This is a genomic window from Algibacter luteus (genome assembly GCF_900141715.1).
In the GTDB taxonomy this organism is placed as follows: Bacteria; Bacteroidota; Bacteroidia; order Flavobacteriales; family Flavobacteriaceae; genus Arenitalea; species Arenitalea lutea.
The window spans coordinates 16674-39099 of sequence record NZ_FQYK01000004.1 but is presented as its reverse complement, the minus strand read 5'-3'; the positions used below and the strand labels follow the sequence as shown (position 1 = coordinate 39099).

Genomic DNA, 22426 nt, shown 5'->3' with positions numbered 1-22426 from the left:
TTTTTTTAATTAAAAGTTAACATTTACACCCAATGTAATCGTTCTAGCTGCAAAATAATTATATCTTCTATCGATACCAGGTATTAATGGGTTAGAATTTGTGCCTAACACACCTCCATTATCAACCGATCCTCTATCACCTAGAGAAGGTTCAGGGTCAGCACCAGTATAGCCAGTAATTGTAAATAAATTTTGCCCACTTAATGATAAACGCACTGAATTTAAATACTTGTTATCTTCTGCTATATCAAACGTATAACCAATAGACAAATTATCTAATCTAAAGAAATCAGCTTTTTCTACATATAGGGAACTATATTTAGCATTTGTTATTGCCGGGTCTGCATATTTAGTATTAATAAAGTTATATGATCCTTGTGAACCTACTCTTGGCTCATAAAATACTCTAAAATTATTCACTAAACTATGACCAAAAGCACCTCTAAATAAAGCATTTACATCCCAGTTTTTATAACTTAGAGAGTGTGTCCAACCTAATTCAAAATCAGGAATACCTTTTCCTAATTTTGTTATATCTCCATCCACTACACCATCTCCATCATTATCTCTTGCATTACCAATTTCTTGGTTTACATTAATACTTCCGTCTCCGTTAACATCCACAAAATTTTGACTTCCATCTGTAACTGTTCCGTCCCAAAGCGCACCATAAATTTGACCAATTTCTTCTCCTTCAGCCACTAAAATTACAGCGGTATCATTCTGTCCTGGTGCACCTAAATTACCTTGTAAAGTTGGGTCACTATTAAATTTCTCTAAAGTTGATTTGTAAGTCGAAAATACAAGCCCCGAATTATAAGTTAAATCTTCTTTTTGAATAATATCATAGTTCACCGTAAATTCGATTCCTTTAGTATTCAGTTTACCTGAATTTGCTAACCAAAAATCACTAATTTTTGGAATTCCAGCATCTTGTAAAAACTGATCATCTTCATCAGTTAATCTACTTGTTTGTATAAAATCTGTTACATCTCTTGAATACAAATCTAAAGTAGCGGCTAGTCTTCCCATATTAAATTCAATACCCAAATTTGTTTCAGCTTTTTGTTCCCATCCTAAATTAGGATTCTTTTGCCTAAACGCATCAGACCCTAAAAGTGTACTATTTGGGTTATAGCCATTTTGAGACGCACCGTTTACGCCCGGAATCGCACCGGTAACACCATATCCTAAACGCACTTTAAATAAATCTACATTAGTTAGGTCTAAATATTTATTCAAATCTACACCCAGACCTATAGAAGGAAATGTTCCCCATTTATTTTCTTCACCAAAACGCGTTGATCCTTCTCTACGTATAGAAGCATTAAAGTATATGGCATCATCAAATGTGAAATTTAATCTTCCAAAAAATGCTATTATTCTATCCTCTGGAGATCTATTACTATTTATATTAATAAAACCACCATTTAATTGGTCTTGAGACCATTCTAATGCATTTAAATATACAAGATCATCATTAGGAAAATCTCCTGTTTCTATAAAGTAATCAAAGAAATTGGTTTCCTGCCATGAGTAACCTCCTGTAAATTTCATGTTTATTCTATCCCCAACATTAAAATCATAATCGCCAAATAACTCAAATAATTTAAAATCGTTGTCTTGTGTATATAATTTTGCCAAACCTTTTCTAAATGGGTTATCAGCACCACCTCTAAATAATGAAGTTGTTCTGTAGTATTCTGAATTATTAATTTTTGTTTTTTGCTCAGAATATAATGCATTTAATGAAATATCATCAGTTAGGTCGTATTTAAAGTTTACCGAATAAGTAAATTCATTTTTATCACCTTGGTTGATGTTTTGGTTTTGAATAGACACTGGATTAAAACTATCAAATAAACCTAAAGTCTCAAAATAACCTCCATAGGGATCAGCATTAAAAGGGTATGGTGAATCTACACCATAAATTGGAGCAGTAGGATTGTATAAAACTGCATATCTTAGTGCTTCGTTAAATCCAAAATCTGATTGACGCTCTGTGTAAGAACCATTAAAATCAATTTTTAATTTATCGTTCAATATTTTTGTACTTGCCTGAACTCTTGCATTAAATTGATTAAACCCTGAGTTTTTCAGAATCCCTTCGGCATCTCTAAAGTTTGTAGAAACACGAAATGAAGAATTTTCATAACCACCAGATATAGCTACATTATGCACATTTGTAACAGCTGTTCTTGTAACTTGATCCATCCAATTAGTTCGGCTACCTAAATCGGTTCCACCAGCAGCAACGAAAGCATCGCCAGACATATTTTCAACTTCATTTGCTATAGATGCCGAAGCAACAGAACCGTTATACGATACTTGTGTTGTACCTACTTTTCCTTTTTTAGTTGTTACAATAATAACACCTGCAGATCCTCTTGTTCCATAAATAGCGGCAGCAGAACCATCTTTAAGAACAGTCATACTTTCAATATCATTAGGATCAATATTATTTAGTGACGCACCAATTACACCATCAATCACAACAAGCGGTTGAGAGTTTGAACCTACTGTTGAAATACCTCTTAACCGAATTACCGCATCATCATTTGGGTTACCTCCTTTGTTATAAATACTTAAACCTGCAACCTTTCCTTGTAATAACTCTGAAGGAGCATTAACAGTACCACGGTTAAATTCTTCTTCTCCAACTTTGGTTACTGCTGAAGTAATCTCCTTTTTAGTCGTACTACCATAACCAACAACAACCACTTCATCCAATTGAGCAGCATCTTCACTAAGGGTTACATTTAAAGTTGAACCCGTTACCACAACCTGTTGAGTTAAGTAACCTAAAAATGAAAATACTAAGGTATCTCCATTGTTAGCGTTAATTTCATACTCTCCATCAAAATTTGTTACAGTTCCAGTTGAAGTTCCTTGAACCAAAACATTTACTCCTGGTAATGGACCCGACTCATCAGAAACTGTTCCTGATACTGTTTGCGCATACATAAAACTTCCACTCAAAAACAGGAGTAGAAGCAGCGTTTTTTTTAGTAATTTGTTTTTCATATTTAGTTATTTAATTAAGTTTAGTTACATAAAAAGCACTTAAAAACTTTCCATGCAATACAAACTTTGGATTTTTCTCTTGAAGGCGCAAAAAATAGCAAAAAAAACGTCCATTATATTTCCGAAAACGTTTTCGATTTTACCAAATCACAAAAAAAATATGACAAAAATCATAGTTTGAGAATAAATTAAGGACAGAATTATGAAATTGATAATTTATTGAAAAATTTAATAAATGACCTTATATAGAAATATTGCTAGGTTTTTCAGCAGTAAATAAGTAGAAAATGAAAGGTTTTTAATATCAATTAATCCTTTTAAGAATAACTATTCTAAAAACAAATGAAGTCTTGAAAGGAATTCCAAAAATGAATACTAATTATTTTCTATTAAAAGATTAATAGTATCATTTGAAATTTTAGGGTTTGCTCCCACGCTAGATGCTACTATTGCACCTACTGCACATGCAAAATCGATAGCATTTTGCGGATGTTCATTATTTAGAAGTTTATGAGATAATGATGCTAGAAAAGAATCTCCGGCACCCACAGTATCTTTCACTGTCACTTTGTAACCTTTATTGGTATAAAAAACACCATCACTCAACAACATTGCACCTTTGCCTCCTAATGTTACACAAATGGTTTTCGTGTTTGTTTTGTTAGAAATAAACTCAATATTCTCTTTTAAGTTTTCAGAATTAAAATTGAGTGCGCTGCAAAGTTCAAAAAGCTCTTCATCATTAAATTTAATGAGGTTCGCTTTATTCATCAATTCTAGTAAAACATTTATTTTATAATGTGGAGGTCTTAAGTTAACATCAAAGATCTTGAATTTGGCTACAGTTAGTAGGTTAAGTAAGGTCTTGTACGATAAAGTATTTCTTGCAACTAAGCTTCCAAATATAAAGGCATCTGCCTGTTTTACTGTATTTACAAGCGTATCATCTAATTTAATATAATCCCAAGCACATGGATATTCTATGGTATAACTGGCTGTCCCATTGTCATCCAAAAATACGTTTACTTCACTGGTTTTATAATCTTTATTTATCTGAATTTGGTCAAGGTTCAGTCCTTCACTTTCAACATACTTTAATAATTGATTACCCCGTTCATCATTACCCACGCTACTAATCATGGTAACTTTGTTATTAAACGAATTAAGCCTTAATGCCACATTAAGTGGAGCGCCACCAATTTTTTCGTATTCAGGAAATATGTCCCACAATACTTCGCCATAACAAACAATATTCGCCATTCTAAAAATGATTTAATTAAATTGAAATTCTTCAACTTTTATATTTTCAACTAACAGTGTTTCATCAGAAGTTTGAATAGATAACGTTTCGAATGGTTTATTTGGAAAAAACAATTCTGTTATAACTGTTTCTCCTTCGTTAAAAAATACTTCAATAGAGGTTTTATCCATAAGCACTTCTATGGTAATATCTTTTGCAATGTTATCCCTAAGCACCTTTGATATCTTTGGTGCAAATTTTTCCGAGAATTTAACCTGTCCTGATTTTGTTCTGTCTAAAAAATAATACTTCTCTTTGTTATCTATTCCAAAGGAAAGACTATCTCCCTGTTTATTTTGAAAAAGAAATGTGTACTTCTTATCTTTTAAATTATTCAATTCCAATTTAACTCTTAATTTAGAAAGATTGACATCATTACTCGATACGATTACCTTATTTTGATCCACTTTTAAGGAATCTACACGAATAGTTTTTGAGGTGTATTTATCGAGTTCTGAAACTGGCATGCTAACTAATTGATAACCATCATCCTGTTTTTTAAGTTTCAATTCTCTTGCTATAGTCATTGTACTTCGCCATGTTTCGGTAGGAACATCTCTGGCATAATCCCAATTAGACATCCAACCTATAAATAGTTTTCTTCCGTCTGCTTCTGGAATATTAGACCACGTTACCCCTGCATAGTTATCTCTTCCGTAATCCAACCAAACAGCATTATGTTCTTTTAATTGTTTAGTAAATGTAGCATCTAACTTGAAAGTTTTACCATCAAAATCACCTATAAAATATTGAGTAGCACTACCTCCATTTGGTCCGCCAGGGTTTATACTAACAATGAGCACCCATTTTTGTTCGTTTGTACCTTCAATGGTCATCGGAAATAAATCAGGGCATTCCCAAACACCACCATGTGCCCCAACTCCATCTCCAAATTCAGAAATTAACTTCCAATCTTTTAAATTCTTCGAACTATAAAACATAATTTTTTGGCCCGCAGCTAAAACCATAACCCATTGTTCCCTAGCCGTATCCCAAATCACTTTTGGATCTCGAAAATCTTTAATTCCTGGGTTTTTAATTACTGGATTTTGAGTATATTTTTCAAACGTTTGTCCCTCATCCAATGAATAAGCTATAGCCTGCGTTTGAAAATCTAAACGCTTTGCTTTTTCACCATCCATATTGTGATAAGTATACATAGCTACAATAGGCGTTTTACCATCTTTACCAAAGCCAGACGTGTTGTTTTTATCTACTACGGCGCCTCCTGAAAAAATTAGACCAATACTATCTGGATAAATTGCAATGGGTTGTTCTTCCCAAGAAATTAAATCTTTACTTTTTGCATGACCCCAATGCATAGGGCCCCAAACATTTCCATCTGGATAATACTGAAAATATAAATGATAAACTCCATTATAATAGAACATACCGTTAGGATCGTTCATCCAATTAGCCTTGGGTGTAAAATGATAATTAGGACGGTATAATTCCTCTTCAAGATTAACCGAAATATCTAAAACTGTTTCAGGGTTTTCTGCTTTTTTATCTTGCTTACATCCTAAAATTAAGAACGATAATATCAGACCTATTATATGCAAATATGTTTTCATTATACTTTTGGTTAGTTAGATTATCTAGCAAGTTTTTTACTTAATTCTTCAAGTGAAACCCCTTTGGTTTCCGGCATCATAAATATAACAAATAAGAGTTGAAATACCATCATGATGGCAAATACCATAAACACTACACCTGCTCCTATTGTAGAAAACAATACTGGAACTAGCGATGGAATTATTGCTGCCAATACCCAATGTGTTGAAGTTCCGAACGATTGACCACTTGCTCTTAAGTTATTCGGGAAAATTTCTGAAATAAACACCCAAATTATAGCACCCTGACCTATGGCATGTGAGGCGATAAATAGAAATAAAAATATAGGAACAGCCATTCCTCCCCAATTTAAAAAGAAGGCTGCCGAAACCAAGCTTAAGGAAATTATATAGCCTATAGAACCTATATACATGAGTGTTTTTCTTCCTAATCGATCAATTAGAAACACTCCTAAAAGTGTAAATATCAAATTAGTAACACCAATTCCTATACTACTTAATAAAGCCGTACTTTCACCTAAACCGGCTTCTTCAAAAATTCGAGGGGCATAATATAAAAAGGCATTAATACCAGAAAGTTGATTAAAAAAAGCAATTAGAAAAGCGAGTATTAACGGAAATCTATACTTTTTCATAAATATATTTTCGCCTTCAATATGGCTTTCGCTTTCTGTTTTTATTTCTTGCATTAAAACTTCGGCATCATCATTAGGATTGATAATTTTTAACACCGCTTTGGCTTCGTCATACCTATGTTTGGAAACCAACCAACGCGGACTTTTAGGTACTGTAAAAATTAAAACGGTATAAATTAAAGCAGGAAAGGCTTCAACACCAATCATCCATCGCCATGCATTTTCACCTACATTGCTTAACAGGTAATTTGATAAGAATGCAATTAAAATTCCAAGTACAATATTAAATTGATACAACGCAACTAGTCGCCCTCTATTTTTCGCTGGCGAAATTTCAGAAACATAAGCGGGAGCTGCAATTGTAGAAGCACCAACTCCTATTCCACCTAAAAATCTAAAAACGGCAAACGTATACGGGTCGTTAGATAAAGCGGACCCAACGGCAGAAATAAAATAAAATAACCCAATCCAAATTAAGGTCTTTTTTCTTCCCAGCCTGTTGGTAGGAATACCACCAAAAAGAGCACCAAATACAGTTCCCCAAAGGGCCATCGCCATTACGACAGAGCCATGAAAGGCGTCAGAAGTACCCCATAATGCTTGTAATTTTTTATCTGCTCCTGATATTACAACGGTATCAAAACCAAATAAAAATCCTGCCAATGCTGCAGTAATAGACCAAATTAATATTTTTTTGTTCATAGTTTTAGTTCAGTTAGTTAAATACCAAATTAGCTAAAAGCCAAGAAAGAACACTTTGCAATTATGAATTCTTCAAGGATTCCATATCGAAATCGATTTCGACAAGATGATTTTATTTTTTTAAACATTAAACAATATTGTTTGACAAATAGTATAAATTCGTAATTTTATGTACCTAAAATTAAATATATGAAATTTTATTGGTCTCTTTTACTATGTTTTAATGTTGTTTTATTATCTGCTCAAAACGACGGATGGCACATTTCAACAACCAACAAAGCTAATTACACAGGTATTGTTGTGGCTAATGGACGCATTGGTGTTTTACCTTCTGAAAAGCCTTTTAAAACCAAACAAATAATTCTAAATAATGTCTATGAAAAAGCTTCTCAATTGGGTGTGAGTAAAATTTTAGAAGGGATGAATTTTGGAAATCTCGACATTTCTATTGATGACGAAATGGTTGATGAAACTAACATTTACAATTGGAAACAAACTCTAAATATGAAAGCGGGAAGTTTTACAACCTCGTTTAAATTTAAAGACAAAGCGACCATTTCTTATACTTTTTATGCCTTAAGAAATGTGCCTTATAGTAGTTATATCGATATTAAAGTTGAAGCTTTACAAAGTTTAAAAATCAAAGCTATTGGGAAAATTGAAAGTAATGATTTGTATAAAAATCCAATAAGCACCTTCCGCATTTTAAAAGATTTAGAAACCACAATGCCTATTTTACAAACTGTTGCAAATACTGAATTTGGCAGGCATACTGTAGCTACTTCGGCAACGTTTATTTGGCATGATATAAACTCTACCCGAGAACATCAAAGACCAGAACTTCATCATAATAAAGTAAGCGATCTCGATAATCAATTGTCTTTTGAAAAGTCAATCAAAAAAAATAACACCTTAGAATTTGCGTGGACTGCTGCGCAATGTACAACACAAGATTTTGATGATCCGCAAAATGAATCTGAACGCTTTGTAATTTTTAATTTATTAACACCAAAATCTGATTTATTAAAGCAACATTTTGATTTGTGGGCAAATTTATGGGAAGGCGATATAATTATTGAAGGCGATTTGCAAACCCAACAAGATGTTCGTTTGGCTCTATACCATCTCTACGCATTTGGCAGAGGCGATTCTAATTTGAGTATTGCTCCAATGGGGCTTTCTTCGCAAAACTATAATGGACATATATTTTGGGATACAGAACTTTGGATGTATCCTCCCATATTATTGCTCAATCAGGATATCGCGAGGTCTTTAGTAAATTATCGTTCCGATAGAATTAAAAAAGCACAAGAAAAAGCTATAAACTTTGGTTATAAAGGTGCTATGTTTCCATGGGAAAGCGATGATACAGGTGAAGAAGCAACCCCTGCATGGGCGCTAACAGGAACTTTTGAGCATCATATAACTGCTGATGTTGGCATTGCTTTTTGGAATTATTATCGAGTTACAAAAGATAAAAAATGGCTTATAGAACGTGGATACCCTATGCTTAAAGAAGTTGCCGATTATTGGGTAAGTCGCTCTACAAAAAATGCAGATAATACATATTCCATTAAAAACGTGGTTGGAGCTAATGAAGATGCTCCGAATGTTAATGATAATGCGTTTACCAATGGTTCCGCTATTACAGCTTTAAAATATGCTGTTCTGGCTGCTAATGAATTAAATATTCCTGCAAACCCAATGTGGCAAGACGTTGCAGACCATATTAAAATTCATAAATTTCCTGATGGTACTACCATGGAGCACAGTAAGTATGCTGGGGAAAATATAAAGCAGGCCGATGTGAATTTATTGGCCTTCCCATTAAATGTGATAAATGATAAAGAAACCATTATAAAAGATTTAAAATATTATGAGCCTAAAATTAGAATTGATGGCCCTACAATGGGGAAATCTGCACTAGCAGCAATTTACGCACGCTTAGGTGATGCCAATAATGCTTACAGGCTTTTTAAAGAAAGCTATGTGCCTAATAAAAGACCACCATTTGGCGCACTTTCTGAAACAGCCACAGGACACGAACCTTATTTTGCAACTGGTGCTGGAGGCATGCTTCAAACTATTTTATTTGGCTTTGGCGGATTGCATTTAACCGATGAAGGGATTGTACAAAAACAACCAATTTTACCCAAAGAATGGAAATCTTTAACCCTTAAAGGGATAGGTGTTGATAAAAAAACGTATTCCATAACACATTAATTTAGATTAACCCATCAATAAGTCTATCTTGTATAATATTTATAAAGTTTAATTCTCAGAAAACTTATTAATAGCAAAAGTATTCATGAAACCAGTTAGCCTAAAACAAATTGCAAAGGAATTAGGAATTTCTATCACTACAGTATCTAAAGCACTGAATGACTACCCCGATGTAAGTGAAAAGACTAGAAAAAAGGTAAAAGATCTGGCTTTGAAATTAGATTATTCGCCAAATTCATTTGCACTTGGGTTGCGTAAAAATGAATCAAAAACCTTAGGTTTAATTATACCAGATAATGTGCATTATTTCTTCTCCAGTGTTATTAAAGGTATTCTTGAAGTTGCCGAAAAACATGATTATTTGGTGATTGTAATGCAATCTAATGAAGACTATGAACTTGAAAAAAAACAGGTTGATTTGCTTATTAGCAAAGGTGTTGCTGGTATTTTAATATCGCTCTCAAATAGAACACATATTTTTGACCATTTAAATAAGATAATTAATAACGGTATTCCTTTACTTCTTTTTGATAAAATTTCAAAAAATGTAAATTGTTCTAAAGTATTTATTGACGATAGAAAATCTGCTTATGAAGCTGTATCCTATTTAATTAAGAAAGGATACAAGCGAATTGCTCATTTTAGAGGCGATTTAAATCCACAAAATTCTATTGACCGCTTTTTAGGTTATAAGAAAGCTTTGGCTGATAATAATATAGAATTCGACCCTTCATTAGTCTATCTGTGTAATAATAATTCAGATTTTGAAGATGGTTATAATAGCGCAAAAAAACTTATTAGCGATCATCAAGGAAATGTAGATGCCCTTTTTACCGTAAACGATTTACTCGCCATAGGAGCTATTAAATACTTCAACCAAAATAATATTAAAATCCCCGAACAAATAGCATTAATGGGATTTAGTAATTGGTTTATGGCATCGGTTATAACCCCAGCGCTTACCACAGTTGAACAAAACGGTTTTGAAATGGGTAAAAAAGCTGCAGACATTTTATTTCATGAAATAAACTGTATTCGAAAAGGAATTTCTTATGAACCACAAAAAGTCGTTATTCCAACTGAATTGATTTTTAGAGAATCTAGTTAATTGATTACTAATTCGGTAATGCATCAAACAGATTTAAAACTCCTGTTAAAAGTGGATTTCTATTCATTTTATTCCAGACTAATGACAAATCTGTTCTTTGTGAAATTGAATTCAATTCAATAAATTTTACACCATCTGGATTGTTTAATGTTAATGACTTTGGTACTATAGACACTCCAAAATTATTCTCAACCAATTTATAAATAGAACTTGCATGAATAGTTAGATGAGAAATTATAGGTGAAAAACCACTTTCATGAAAAATATCAAGAACTTTATTGTAGTAAGATTTACTGTACTCAGGATCAAAAAGAATAAATGATTCGTTTTTAAGTTGTGATATACTTTTAAAAGTATTAAGATTTATAGCATGATTCTCGGGTAAAACCAAACAAAAAGTATCACTTAAAACACAAAGTTTATTTATTGTTTTAGGAACTTCTTCTAATCTTACAAATCCAAAATCGATATTAAAATTGAGTAACTCTTCAATTTGCTTTTGATTATCCATTTCCTTCAAACTAAAAATAATATCAGGGTTTTTAATTTGGTAATTAATCAATAACTCAGGAATAATTTTCTGCATTGCAGACCCAACGTAACCAAGTTTCAGTTGGCCTTTTTTACCATCTTGAAGCAATTTAGCATGATCGACTATGTCGTTCAACTGCTTTAAATTTCGAGATAATTCGCTTTTAAGATAAGTACCTGCTTTGGTTAAAACTACTTTTCTGTTATGGCGGTCAAACAATTGCACGCCTAAATCTTCTTCCATTTGCTTTATTTGTCTGCTCAATCCTGGTTGAGAAATATACAAACGTTCAGCGGCCTTTCTAAAATGTAAATCTTCTGCAACGGCAAGGAAATACTTTATATGTCGAATTTCTAATTGATTACTCATAGTTATCAATAATGTGATTAAATGGTCTTTTTAAACATTAAAAATAGGAATAACTTTGTAATAATCAAGTAATTCAATTAAAATGATATTTAAATACGGTATTGATAAATTAACATTAGAAAAGGTTTTAGATATAGCCAACGGCACTATTAAAGGTGAACTTACCACTGAAGCAAAGGATAAAGTTAATGCTTCGAGAAAAAAAGTAGAAGTTTTGGCAAATTCTAACAAACCTGTATACGGCGTAAATACTGGGTTTGGTCCTTTATGTGATGTACAAATTAGTTATGATGAAACTAATAAACTTCAAGAAAATTTATTAATTACCCACGCTGTTGGTGTTGGAAAACCTATTGATAAAAACCTATCTAAACTGATGATGATTTGCAAAGTACATGCATTAAGTCAAGGGTATTCCGGTATTAGACTGAAGGTATTAGAGCGAATCATATTTTTTATAGAACATGATTTATTACCTGTTGTTCCTGAACAAGGATCTGTTGGTGCCTCAGGAGATTTGGCCCCTCTAGCCCATTTGTTTCTACCATTAATAGGCGAAGGCGAATTTTGGGTAAAGCATAAAATTATTGATGCCAAAAAAGTGTTATCAGATTATAATTTGAAGCCTATTAAATTAAAAGCAAAGGAAGGATTAGCTTTAATAAATGGCACACAATTTATACTAGCACATACCATAATTGGCTTAAAAAAAATGGAATACTTATTGGATTTAGCCGATGTTGCTGGAGCAATGAGTATAGAAGGATACCAAGGAAGTAGTTCACCTTTTAGGGATGAATTACACAAACTACGACCATTTAAAGGAACGATAGAAGTCGCAGAACGTATGTTTATGCTGCTTTACAAATCACAAAATGTTGATGCTCATGAAGACTGCGAACGTGTACAAGACCCCTACTCTATGCGATGCATACCACAAGTTCATGGTGCTTCAAGAAATGCCTTTTTTCATTTAAGAAAGCTGGCACAGATTGAAATGAATTCCGTTACCGATAATCCTATTATTTTAAGCGAATCTGAAGCGATTTCTGGCGGTAACTTTCATGGACAACCATTAGCCATGGCTTTAGACTATTGTTCGATTGCTGTATCAGAATTAGGGAATATTTCTGATAGACGATGCTTCTTATTGCTAGAAGGTAAATTCGGTTTGCCTCGATTATTGACAACGGGTGGCGGATTAAACTCTGGTTTTATGATTCCTCAATATACCACTGCAGCATTAGTTTCAGAAAATAAATCGTTGTGTTTTCCAGCATCTGCAGATAGCATTCCGACGGCATTGGGACAAGAAGACCATGTTTCTATGGGCAGTATATCAGGGAGGAGATTTAATGAAATACTAGGCAACTTAGAAAAGATTTTAGCTATCGAGCTTATGTATGCAGCTCAGGCTTTAGAGTTTAGAAGACCAAATACTTTTTCAGATATCATTGAAGAGAATTTTAAAATAATAAGAGAAAAAGTTCCCAAACTTGAAAACGATCGTTTGTTAAAAGATGATATCAATGCCATGATTAACTTGGTAGTAAATAGAACTTTTATTTTAAAATAAATATAAAATGACATTTAAAGAGCAAATTTTACAAGGGATTCCAGATAAATTACCAGCTATAAAAGAATATCCTAATAGTGTTAATCGAGCTCCTGGAAGAAAAGAGATACTCACTTTAAACGAAAAAAAATTAGCCATAAAAAATGCTTTACGATATTTTCCAAAACAATGGCATAAGGAGTTAGCTCTTGAGTTTTCAGCGGAGTTAAAAATTTACGGACGTATTTACATGTACAGGTTTAAACCAGATTATCAGGTTTATGCTAGACCAATTTCTGAGTATCCAGCAAATACTGAACAAGCTGCCGCTATTATGATGATGATTCAAAACAACTTAGACCCAGCAGTAGCTCAGCACCCTGAAGAATTAATTACCTATGGAGGTAACGGTGCCGTTTTTCAAAATTGGGCGCAATACCTGTTAACAATGCACTATTTAGCTACCATGACGAATGAGCAAACCTTGCACATATACTCAGGTCACCCAATGGGTTTGTTTCCGTCGTCTAAAGAAGCTCCAAGAGTTGTTGTAACCAACGGCATGATGATACCAAATTATTCTAAACCCGACGATTGGGAAAAATTCAATGCTTTAGGCGTTACACAATACGGACAGATGACAGCAGGATCGTACATGTATATTGGTCCACAAGGCATCGTGCACGGTACTACAATTACTGTTATGAATGCATTTAGGAAAATATTGTCGCAACAAGAGTCGTTAGCTGGAAAAATATTTTTGACTTCTGGTTTGGGAGGTATGAGTGGCGCTCAACCTAAAGCTGGAAATATAGCCGGTTGCATTACAGTTTGTGCTGAAGTAAACCCTAAAGCTGCAAAAAAAAGGCATGAACAAGGTTGGGTTGATCTTTTATTAGATGATATCAATTTACTCATAAAACGCATCAAACAAGCCCAGACCAATAATGAAGTCATCTCAATTGCCTATGTTGGAAATGTAGTTGAATTATGGGAGCAATTTTATGAACACAATATTTTTGTGCATTTAGGGTCCGATCAAACCTCATTACATAATCCTTGGTCTGGTGGTTACTATCCAGTAGGTTTAAGCTGGGAAGAATCAAATACTTTGATAAAAGAAAATCCTAAACTTTTTAAAGAAAATGTACAAAATTCACTCATTCGTCACGTTAATGCGATAAATAAGCATACTAAAAGAGGAACTTATTTTTTCGATTACGGAAACGCGTTTTTGCTAGAGGCCTCACGTGCGGGAGCCGATATAATGGCAGAGAATAATATAGATTTTAAATACCCATCATACGTACAAGATATTTTAGGTCCATTATGTTTAGATTATGGTTTTGGTCCATTTAGATGGGTGTGCACTTCAGGAAAAGATGAAGATTTAGAAAAAACCGACGCTATTGCAGCGAAAGTTCTTGAAGATATGATGATAGAAGCACCAAAAGAAATTAAAATGCAAATGCAAGACAATATTAATTGGATAAAAAATGCAAAAGCAAACAATTTGGTTGTAGGCTCAAAAGCGCGCATATTGTATGCCGATGCTGAAGGACGAATGAAAATAGCATTAGCTTTTAATCAAGCGATTTCTAAAGGCACTATAGGTACTGTAGTGCTTGGTAGAGATCATCATGATGTTGGTGGAACTGATTCTCCATTTCGCGAAACGTCAAACATTTATGATGGTAGCAAATTTACAGCTGATATGGCAATTCACAATGTAATTGGCGATAGCTTTAGAGGCGCAACCTGGGTTTCCATTCACAATGGTGGTGGCGTTGGCTGGGGCGAAGTTATCAATGGTGGTTTTGGAATGTTTTTAGATGGTACCGAAGATTCTGAGAAACGATTAATAAATATGCTGTTTTACGATGTAAACAATGGCATTTCTAGACGAAGTTGGGCAAGAAATGAAGGCGCATTATTCGCCATAAAGAGAGAAATGGAACGTACACCAAATTTAAAAGTTACCATTCCCAATATTGTTGAAGAAGAAATCTTAGATAATTTGTTCTAACTCTAGTAATCTGAATAAAAAAAGTCAAGATTTAAATCTTGACTTTTTTTTAAAAAATTTATTCTAATTTAACTAGATTCCTAACCCTTGACCACCTGTAACTTGAATAGTTTCAGCAGTTATGAAAGATGCATCTTCACTTGCAAGGAAAGAAACAACACTCGCTACATTTTCAGGTTGACCTAATCTTCCTAACATGATGTTATTTTTCCAAGAAGCAAACACTTCTGGCTTAGTTGATTTAATTTGTTTATGGAAATCTGTATCAATAGTACCTGGAGATACGGCATTTACTCTAATACCATATTCTGCTAAATCTTTTGCTAATGCTCTAGTAATTGCATGAACTGCTGCTTTAGATGTACCGTAAACTCCTGCACCAGGACCACCAGCATTCCATCCTGCAATAGATGTATAATTAATAATCGAAGCATTTTCTCCTTTTTTAAGGAATGGAATTGCAGCTCTTGAAGCAAAAAATGTAGAATCAAGATTTAACGCCATAACAAATCTGTAAAATTCAGTTGTCATATCTTCGAATCTTGATCTTCCTCCTAAACCACCTGCGTTGTTTACAAGAACATCAATTTTACCATATTTCTCTCCAATTTTATTAATGTTTGAAGTTACTGCTTCTTCGCTAGTAACATCAAAACCATAATATTCTGCTTTTATACCTTCAGCTTCTAGTTGTTTAACTCTTTCTGCTCCTGCTTCATCTTCAATACCGTTTAAGATCACTGTAAATCCATCATTACCTAATCTTTTCGCGACTTGAAAACCTATTCCACCAGTTGCACCTGTTATAACAGCTATTTTACCATTTAATTTGCTCATTTTTTTTAATTTTAAATATTCTTGTTTTTATTATTTATTCTTCTACTGATTTAATATTTCTTGCAAAGAAATAAATTGCCCCTACTCCTAGCGGAACAAATATTGCGATTGCCACAAAAATTGGTGTGTACGAAAAGTTTTTAACCACGATAGGAACCAAAAAGTTCATTACAATTACCGAGAAAACTCCAATCATACCTCCAAGACCTGCTAAAGAACCAACCGATTTTCCACTGAAAAAGTCACTTGGAAGTGTTTGTACATTACTAATAGCAAATTGAAATCCGAAAAGCACCACAAATACGATAGCAACAAACTTTTCAGCAGTATTACCCATAAGTACAGTAGCTATTAATCCCAATAGCATTATAATACCACCTATAAAAATAGTTGTTTTTCTTCCTTTATCTATTGAATTTGTTTTAGCAATTATCTTACCTGAAACATATCCTCCTGCAATACTACCTATAGCTGCACCCACATAAGGAACCCATAAGAACATACCTACTTCTTTTACATTAAATCCGTAAACATCGAAAAGGTAAATTGGCATCCAACCTACAAATAACCACCAAATTGGTTCTAAAAAGAAACGACCTATAACTACTGCCCAAGATTCTTTAAAAGAAAGGATTTCTTTCAAACTTTTTCCTTTAGTATCTTCAGTAGCGTCTTGATCTGCTTTACTTTGACCTTCTAATATAAATTTTTGTTCTTCTGGAGTTATCCAAGGGTGCTTTTTTGGTCCTGCCTTATTGATTAACAACCAAGGAATTACCCATAAAATACCGAAAGAACCAATAACCATAAATGTAATTCTCCAACCAAAAGCCACAAATAAAGCAGCAATAAGTGGTGGTGCAACTACTGATCCGATAGATGCTCCAGCATTAAATAATCCTTGTGCAATGGCGCGTTCTTTAATTGGAAACCATTCTGCGTTACTTTTTACAGCACCTGGCCAGTTTCCAGCTTCTGAAATACCTAAAGTACTTCTAAAGAATCCTAATGAGAATAAACCACTTACAGTAGAGTGCAAGAATGAAGATATACCCCAAACTCCAATACTTATAACATAGCCTATTCTAGTTCCCACTTTATCAAAAAGCTTACCAGAAAATAGTTGTCCCAAAGCATAGAAAACCATAAAGATGTTCAAAATTAAGGCATAATCATCCTTAGTTAATTGTAGTGAATGCGCGATAGTACCTTCTTTATCAATACCACCCCACATAATACCGAGGGCACTCCTATCAATATAATTTATAACTGTGGCGAGAAATATTAGCCCAATTATGGTCCATCTTAATCCTTTGACTTTCATATAATTTAGTTTTAGTTAGTTTTAAACTTATTTTTACTTTAATAAGAATATTAAATTCTTTTTTAATTTCTCTTTTATTTTGTGTTGTAACAGTATTGGTATAAAACACTAAAATGATCTTTCATTTTTTGTTTAGCGAGCTGCGGATTTTGCTCTTTTATAGCCTTATATATCGCTTTATGTTCTTCAATACCAATTTGTGCTAATCTTTTATCACAAACATGATACTTTTCAAAATCGATAATGATCTGAGGTGTAATACTCAACATAAAAGCATTTATTGTTCTATTACCACTAGCTTTTGCAATTGCTAAATGAAATAACAAATCTTCTTGAACAGCATCTTTTCCTGATAAAGCTACCTTTTCATAAGCATCTAATGCCGATTTTATATTTTCTAAATCTTCTTCTGAACGTCTAATTGCTGCTAACCTGACCGTTTTTAATTCCAATAGAATTCGAGTTTCAACCAACGATTTAAAATCAGGATCTTTTAAACGCAAGATATCATCAATCATTCCATTCATAGCGACTACTCCTATATTAGCAACAAAGGTTCCGCTTTGAGGAATAGATTCTAAAATACCGTAATATTCTAGTCTTTGAATAGAGGTTCTAACATTACCTCTACTCACTCCAAATTTCTCAGACAACATTCGTTCTGAAGGTAGTTTATCTCCAGGCTCAAGATTTTTGTAATTTATTAGCTCCTTAATTTTACGAATTATATCGTTTTGTAATTCTACGTTATCACTGACTGCTATTGATTCTAACTTCATACCTTTTAATTTTAATTATACAAGTCTATGGCAAATATATACATTACAACACATATTAATGACTTACTTCTAATTCATAAAACCTTACTTTGGAATATGCACCATCATCTCGAGATTGAAAGTAATTCCCAGCTTTGAAATAATTTTCAAAAACGCCCCATCTTCTTATATGTATACTGTCATAAACTTTGTATTCATTTCCATTTAAAATAATAACCATTTTACCATTCGAAACTTGCACTTCAAGGGTGAATTTTCTAAACCCAACTTCCTGTTCAAAATTAAACCCTTCATCGTCATCCCAAGCATCTTCATGAAGTATTTCAGATCCTATTGCATTTAAATTTTTAAGAACCTTGGTTTTTACGCGTACTTTGCCGTTATCCCAATATATCTTTAAGATAGGCGGTGCATTATTATCGTCTTCACTTATTAAATCACGCTGCTCATTTGTTAATCGTCCATGAATTTGCATTATAATAGTTCTATGATACTTTCCTCCAGTGTCTCTTGTGGTCTCTTCCATCTGGATTTCACCTTTCATTATCCCTCCTTGTGTAAATGTCCAGTTTTTATTATTATTTCCTGGTTCCATTTGTTCTCTAAGTTCCGACCTTGTGTACTTTGTGTTTTTGGTTTTAGATTCGGTAGGCATTGCATGAAAAACAATTGCCCCTTTTGTAGAATCTATATACATATATGGTTTAGCAATTTCATTAGAAGCAAAATTAAATATTTCTGGCGGCTCTATTTCATATGGTTTCCCCATTTCATTATTAACTGGTAAAGTTACCTTCCAATGACTCAAATCTATGTCTGGTAATTTCACCCTTTTTTTCTTCTTCTTTTTTTTCTTTTTTACTTTTTCAGTGGTTGAAGGTGTTATTTGATCTGATTGTGCATTTAAAAAATTATTAAATGAAATTAGAACAAGAAGAATAGTTAATATGTTTAATTTAAAATACCTCATCTCTTTTTATTTATTGACTATTGAGCCTACTACGTATAGACTCAATAATCAATTTTCCACAATTATACCAGATTAATTTTTGTATAAAACATCAATTAAAATCCAGGTGTAATTATATCTATATTATCAATAAATACTTCATTACTACTATCTATCGCATTTAATGCTCTAACATAAATTACAGCTATATTAGATGTAGCTATAAATGTAAATGAACTTGTGGTAAAGGTGTCATTGGTGCTTGAAGACTTAGTGGTATTAAAATCATTTGTAATATTATAATATGCATCTGAATTAGCTTCAATTCCTACCTCTGTAGTTATTTCATTATTTAATATAAATACTTCAGTATTAATACCTTCGGCTTCAGAGCGCGTGTCAATAGTGAAAGTATACTCCACACCTGGTTCTACTGCCACTACTTGATACAGTCTACGACAATTATTACTTAATTTAACTCCTCGGCCTCCACCAGCTTTGGGACCAAACTTGTTCCCATCACTTGTTGATCCTGGTTGCTCGTTTGTACAATATGTAGCATCTATGTAAGCATTTAAATCAGTATTATTCCAAATTGCTCTATAAGGGCTATCAATTGTTCCTAACACATCATCAACAACCGTACTATTTGGAGTCATATCCCAAGCGTCTGCATTATCACCTGTTACACTTGTATGATCATTACATTCACCATTTAGTACTTCAGCAGCAAAAGTTGCATCAACTCCAGTTGGATCTCCATTTTCATCAAATCCAGGAGTAAGTATATTGATATTATCAATAAATACTTCATTACTACTATCTATCGCATTTAAAGCTCTAACATATATTACCGCAATATTTGAAGAAGCTTGAAATGTAAATGTAGTTGTGGTAAATGTGTCGTTAGTACTTGAAGACTTTGTAGCATTAAAATCATTTGTAATATTAAAATACGCATCTGAATTAGCTTCAATTCCTACCTCTGTAGTTATTTCATTATTTAAAATGAATACTTCAGTATTAATACCTTCGGCTTCAGAACGTGTATCTATAGTAAACGTATACTCAACACCAGGTTCAACCGCCACAACTTGATACAGTCTACGGCAATTATTACTTAATTTAACTCCTCTACCTCCTCCAGCAAGTGGACCAAACTTGTTACCATCACTTGTAGATCCTGGTTGCTCGTTTGTACAATATGTGGCATCTATGTATGCATTTAAATCAGTGTTATTCCAAATTGCTCTATAAGGGCTATCAATTGTTCCTAACACATCATCAACAACCGTACTATTTGGAGTCATATCCCAAGCGTCTGCATTATCACCTGTTACACTTGTATGATCATTACATTGACTGTTAAGAACTTTAGCTGCAAATGTTGCTTGAATACCTCCTATAGGAACTGTTTTAGTTATACTTCTTGAAACTCCAGCTAAATTTGTAGTGGTTAATGTTACTTCGTAAGTACCTTCACCAGGAAACATATGAACAGGGTTTTGCTCAGTTGATGTACTTCCATCTCCAAAATCCCAATTATGCGATTCCGCTAAAATTGATTCGTCTGAAAACACTGCTGTAAAGCCTGAAACTACAAATGAAAAATCGGGAACTGTTGATAAAACTAATCCTTCAATATTTTTAGTAACAGAAACCTGAACACCCAGAAATGTTGTTGCCGTTAGTGTAGCTTCAAAAGTCTCAGCCGATTTATATGTATAAATAGGACTAAAATCAGGATCATCCTCTGTGTCTTCTACATTCCACTCTACACTTTCACCATCTCCAAAATCCCAAACTAAATTCTCAGCTCCTGACGATAAATTTTCGAAAGTCACTTCAGAATCTATTATAGTGAAGTTGAAATCTAGAAAAATAGGCGCTACATCTGATGAATCTGAGGCTTCTAAACCATCAGAACTAATTGTAGTTAAAGTTACTGTATATAATCCTCCTTCTTCATATGTATAATTTGGATTTTCCTCTGTTGAGGTATTCCCATCTCCGAAATCCCACAAATACGACTCAGCATCTGTTGAATAACTTCTAAATACGAATGACATTGTATCATCAGCACTTGTAGTAGTTGTAAAAAGGGTATTAGGCTGAATGTTATTTACATTACCAGTTGGGGGTTCAAAATCTTCGCTAACACTATCATAGCATGATATTAATGAAAGTGTTAATACTAATGTAAAAATACTAACTAAGTATTTTATTTTTTTTTCGTAAGTCATATTATTAAATTTTAAAACTTATTTACTGTTTAACTGTAATGGCAAAAGCATCCAGTCTACTTTCTACACCAGAATTTGTTGCAAATATTATTACAGACTCATTATCACCTGCTTCAAACGTAATAGCATGTTGTTTAAAAACATTATCTATTCTTCCTTCGTTTGTATCAGTTCTAGTAGCAATTATATTTTCTTCTAATTGAGCTTCGGCATAAGTTGATGTTGTTGGCGCTAATATTGAAACTTTCATATCGCCAAATGCATTTTCTTCAAATGCACTAAAATATGTCATCACATAGGTTGCTCCAGGTGTAACTTCTATTTCTTGATATGCCACTCTTGCTCCGTCTGCTGGGAATTTTGCAGCTTGTACGCCATCAGGTAAATTTGGAGGGTCTACTGGATTAGTATCTGTATTAATTTGTATTACAGTAGTACCACCACCTAAAGGACTCCAAGCAGAATTACTTGGTGCTCTCCATGAATCTCTACCATCTCCTGTTCCATCAAATAAGCTGTTATCTTCAAAACTAGGTTCAGCAATTTCCGGTGTTGGGATTGTTGGTATAGCCTGGTTTACTGTTATCAAAGTCTCAGTATAATCAGATTTTCCTAAATTATCTGTTACTGTTAAACCTACTTTGTAGATTCCAGGTTCTGGAAATTCAATAATTAATTCTTGATCTTGTAATGTTGCTGCTGGTAAAGCCGCTATTTGTGCTTCTAAATTGGCTACATTTTGCAGAACTTCATCAGAAAGCCCGCTCACTGCTGCTGCTAAAGCAGCTTCTAGTGAAACTAATTCTGCTTCTAATACTGTAACTTTAGCCGGATCATCCTCACAAGGGATTTTAAATTCTATGTCTGCTATATCTTCTTCTAATGCTACTACTGAAGCTAATTCCGCATCTATAAGTAGTTCTAGAATTTTTTTATCTGGGTTAACTAAATTGATATTATTAATAGGATTTCCGTCACTATCTAAAACTACCCAGTCATACATAGTTCCATTAACTGCTAAATTTGAACCTGCTTGAAAATTAAATTCATATTTCGCCCATAATTCTATGTCTTCACAATCAAATTCAGATGTGGTTACTTCTGAGAAATTGTAAAATGGTGTTGGCCCTGTTATATCTTCTAAATCTCCCACACCTGCTAAATCGTCACTAATACATGATGCTAAAGAGACAAAAGTCACTAATGCAATCCATTTTATATTTGATAAGTATCTTTTCATAATTTT

The 22426-nt window shown here is 33.3% G+C and carries 15 protein-coding genes; 4 read left to right on the top strand and 11 right to left on the bottom strand.

Features of this window, described 5'->3' with window-relative positions:
• Positions 1-9 precede the first annotated feature (9 nt).
• The 4 genes from BUA46_RS08635 to BUA46_RS08620 form a co-directional block, all read right to left on the bottom strand.
• Positions 10-3024, bottom strand: a complete 3015-nt coding sequence (locus tag BUA46_RS08635) for a SusC/RagA family TonB-linked outer membrane protein (RefSeq protein WP_026009950.1) — start codon at positions 3022-3024, stop codon at positions 10-12.
• Between the two features lie 375 nt (positions 3025-3399).
• Complete coding sequence (locus BUA46_RS08630; RefSeq protein WP_019386666.1) at positions 3400-4284, bottom strand: carbohydrate kinase family protein; 885 nt, start codon at positions 4282-4284, stop codon at positions 3400-3402.
• 12 nt (positions 4285-4296) lie between these two features.
• A complete protein-coding gene (locus BUA46_RS15300) occupies positions 4297-5898 on the bottom strand; it encodes a glycoside hydrolase family 32 protein (protein WP_019386667.1) in 1602 nt (533 codons plus the stop codon).
• 20 nt (positions 5899-5918) lie between these two features.
• Positions 5919-7235: a sugar porter family MFS transporter gene (locus tag BUA46_RS08620; protein ID WP_019386668.1), complete on the bottom strand. Its 1317-nt coding sequence runs from the start codon at positions 7233-7235 to the stop codon at positions 5919-5921.
• Positions 7236-7424: 189 nt separating this feature from the next.
• Here BUA46_RS08620 and BUA46_RS08615 point away from each other — a divergent pair, with 189 nt between their 5' ends.
• Both BUA46_RS08615 and BUA46_RS08610 read left to right on the top strand, forming a co-directional pair.
• Positions 7425-9458, top strand: a complete 2034-nt coding sequence (locus tag BUA46_RS08615) for a kojibiose hydrolase (RefSeq protein WP_019386669.1) — start codon at positions 7425-7427, stop codon at positions 9456-9458.
• Between the two features lie 85 nt (positions 9459-9543).
• Positions 9544-10566: a LacI family DNA-binding transcriptional regulator gene (locus BUA46_RS08610; RefSeq protein WP_019386670.1), complete on the top strand. Its 1023-nt coding sequence runs from the start codon at positions 9544-9546 to the stop codon at positions 10564-10566.
• Positions 10567-10573: 7 nt separating this feature from the next.
• On the opposite strand, the gene BUA46_RS08605 is transcribed toward BUA46_RS08610, so the two are convergent.
• On the bottom strand, positions 10574-11467 hold the full coding sequence (locus BUA46_RS08605) for a LysR family transcriptional regulator (protein ID WP_019386671.1): 894 nt from the start codon (positions 11465-11467) through the stop codon (positions 10574-10576).
• A gap of 82 nt (positions 11468-11549) precedes the next feature.
• Between BUA46_RS08605 and hutH the strand changes: the two genes are divergently transcribed.
• On the top strand, positions 11550-13043 hold the full coding sequence (gene hutH, locus BUA46_RS08600; RefSeq protein ID WP_019386672.1) for a histidine ammonia-lyase: 1494 nt from the start codon (positions 11550-11552) through the stop codon (positions 13041-13043).
• A gap of 7 nt (positions 13044-13050) precedes the next feature.
• A complete protein-coding gene (hutU, locus tag BUA46_RS08595) occupies positions 13051-15048 on the top strand; it encodes a urocanate hydratase (protein ID WP_019386673.1) in 1998 nt (665 codons plus the stop codon).
• Between the two features lie 72 nt (positions 15049-15120).
• Here hutU and BUA46_RS08590 read toward each other — a convergent pair whose 3' ends face one another.
• The 6 genes from BUA46_RS08590 to BUA46_RS08565 form a co-directional block, all read right to left on the bottom strand.
• Entirely contained in the window at positions 15121-15885 is a 765-nt protein-coding gene (locus BUA46_RS08590) for an SDR family NAD(P)-dependent oxidoreductase (protein ID WP_019386674.1), read from the bottom strand.
• Positions 15886-15919: 34 nt separating this feature from the next.
• Positions 15920-17209 (bottom strand): MFS transporter, encoded by a 1290-nt coding sequence (locus BUA46_RS08585; protein WP_019386675.1) that lies wholly within the window; start codon positions 17207-17209, stop codon positions 15920-15922.
• A 74-nt stretch (positions 17210-17283) separates the two neighbouring features.
• Positions 17284-17988, bottom strand: a complete 705-nt coding sequence (locus BUA46_RS08580) for a FadR/GntR family transcriptional regulator (protein ID WP_019386676.1) — start codon at positions 17986-17988, stop codon at positions 17284-17286.
• A gap of 55 nt (positions 17989-18043) precedes the next feature.
• Positions 18044-18958 (bottom strand): polysaccharide lyase family 7 protein, encoded by a 915-nt coding sequence (locus BUA46_RS08575; RefSeq protein WP_019386677.1) that lies wholly within the window; start codon positions 18956-18958, stop codon positions 18044-18046.
• Positions 18959-19053: 95 nt separating this feature from the next.
• Positions 19054-21180: a PKD domain-containing protein gene (locus tag BUA46_RS08570; protein ID WP_072794742.1), complete on the bottom strand. Its 2127-nt coding sequence runs from the start codon at positions 21178-21180 to the stop codon at positions 19054-19056.
• Positions 21181-21202: 22 nt separating this feature from the next.
• On the bottom strand, positions 21203-22420 hold the full coding sequence (locus tag BUA46_RS08565; protein ID WP_237714682.1) for a hypothetical protein: 1218 nt from the start codon (positions 22418-22420) through the stop codon (positions 21203-21205).
• Positions 22421-22426 lie beyond the last annotated feature (6 nt).

Coding starts and splice junctions, on each gene's coding strand:
- BUA46_RS08635 (WP_026009950.1), bottom strand. CDS start 3,024: ATGAAAAACAAATTACTAAAAAAAACGCTGCTTCTACTCCTGTTTTTG.
- BUA46_RS08630 (WP_019386666.1), bottom strand. CDS start 4,284: ATGGCGAATATTGTTTGTTATGGCGAAGTATTGTGGGACATATTTCCT.
- BUA46_RS15300 (WP_019386667.1), bottom strand. CDS start 5,898: ATGAAAACATATTTGCATATAATAGGTCTGATATTATCGTTCTTAATT.
- BUA46_RS08620 (WP_019386668.1), bottom strand. CDS start 7,235: ATGAACAAAAAAATATTAATTTGGTCTATTACTGCAGCATTGGCAGGA.
- BUA46_RS08615 (WP_019386669.1), top strand. CDS start 7,425: ATGAAATTTTATTGGTCTCTTTTACTATGTTTTAATGTTGTTTTATTA.
- BUA46_RS08610 (WP_019386670.1), top strand. CDS start 9,544: ATGAAACCAGTTAGCCTAAAACAAATTGCAAAGGAATTAGGAATTTCT.
- BUA46_RS08605 (WP_019386671.1), bottom strand. CDS start 11,467: ATGAGTAATCAATTAGAAATTCGACATATAAAGTATTTCCTTGCCGTT.
- hutH (WP_019386672.1), top strand. CDS start 11,550: ATGATATTTAAATACGGTATTGATAAATTAACATTAGAAAAGGTTTTA.
- hutU (WP_019386673.1), top strand. CDS start 13,051: ATGACATTTAAAGAGCAAATTTTACAAGGGATTCCAGATAAATTACCA.
- BUA46_RS08590 (WP_019386674.1), bottom strand. CDS start 15,885: ATGAGCAAATTAAATGGTAAAATAGCTGTTATAACAGGTGCAACTGGT.
- BUA46_RS08585 (WP_019386675.1), bottom strand. CDS start 17,209: ATGAAAGTCAAAGGATTAAGATGGACCATAATTGGGCTAATATTTCTC.
- BUA46_RS08580 (WP_019386676.1), bottom strand. CDS start 17,988: ATGAAGTTAGAATCAATAGCAGTCAGTGATAACGTAGAATTACAAAAC.
- BUA46_RS08575 (WP_019386677.1), bottom strand. CDS start 18,958: ATGAGGTATTTTAAATTAAACATATTAACTATTCTTCTTGTTCTAATT.
- BUA46_RS08570 (WP_072794742.1), bottom strand. CDS start 21,180: ATGACTTACGAAAAAAAAATAAAATACTTAGTTAGTATTTTTACATTA.
- BUA46_RS08565 (WP_237714682.1), bottom strand. CDS start 22,420: ATGAAAAGATACTTATCAAATATAAAATGGATTGCATTAGTGACTTTT.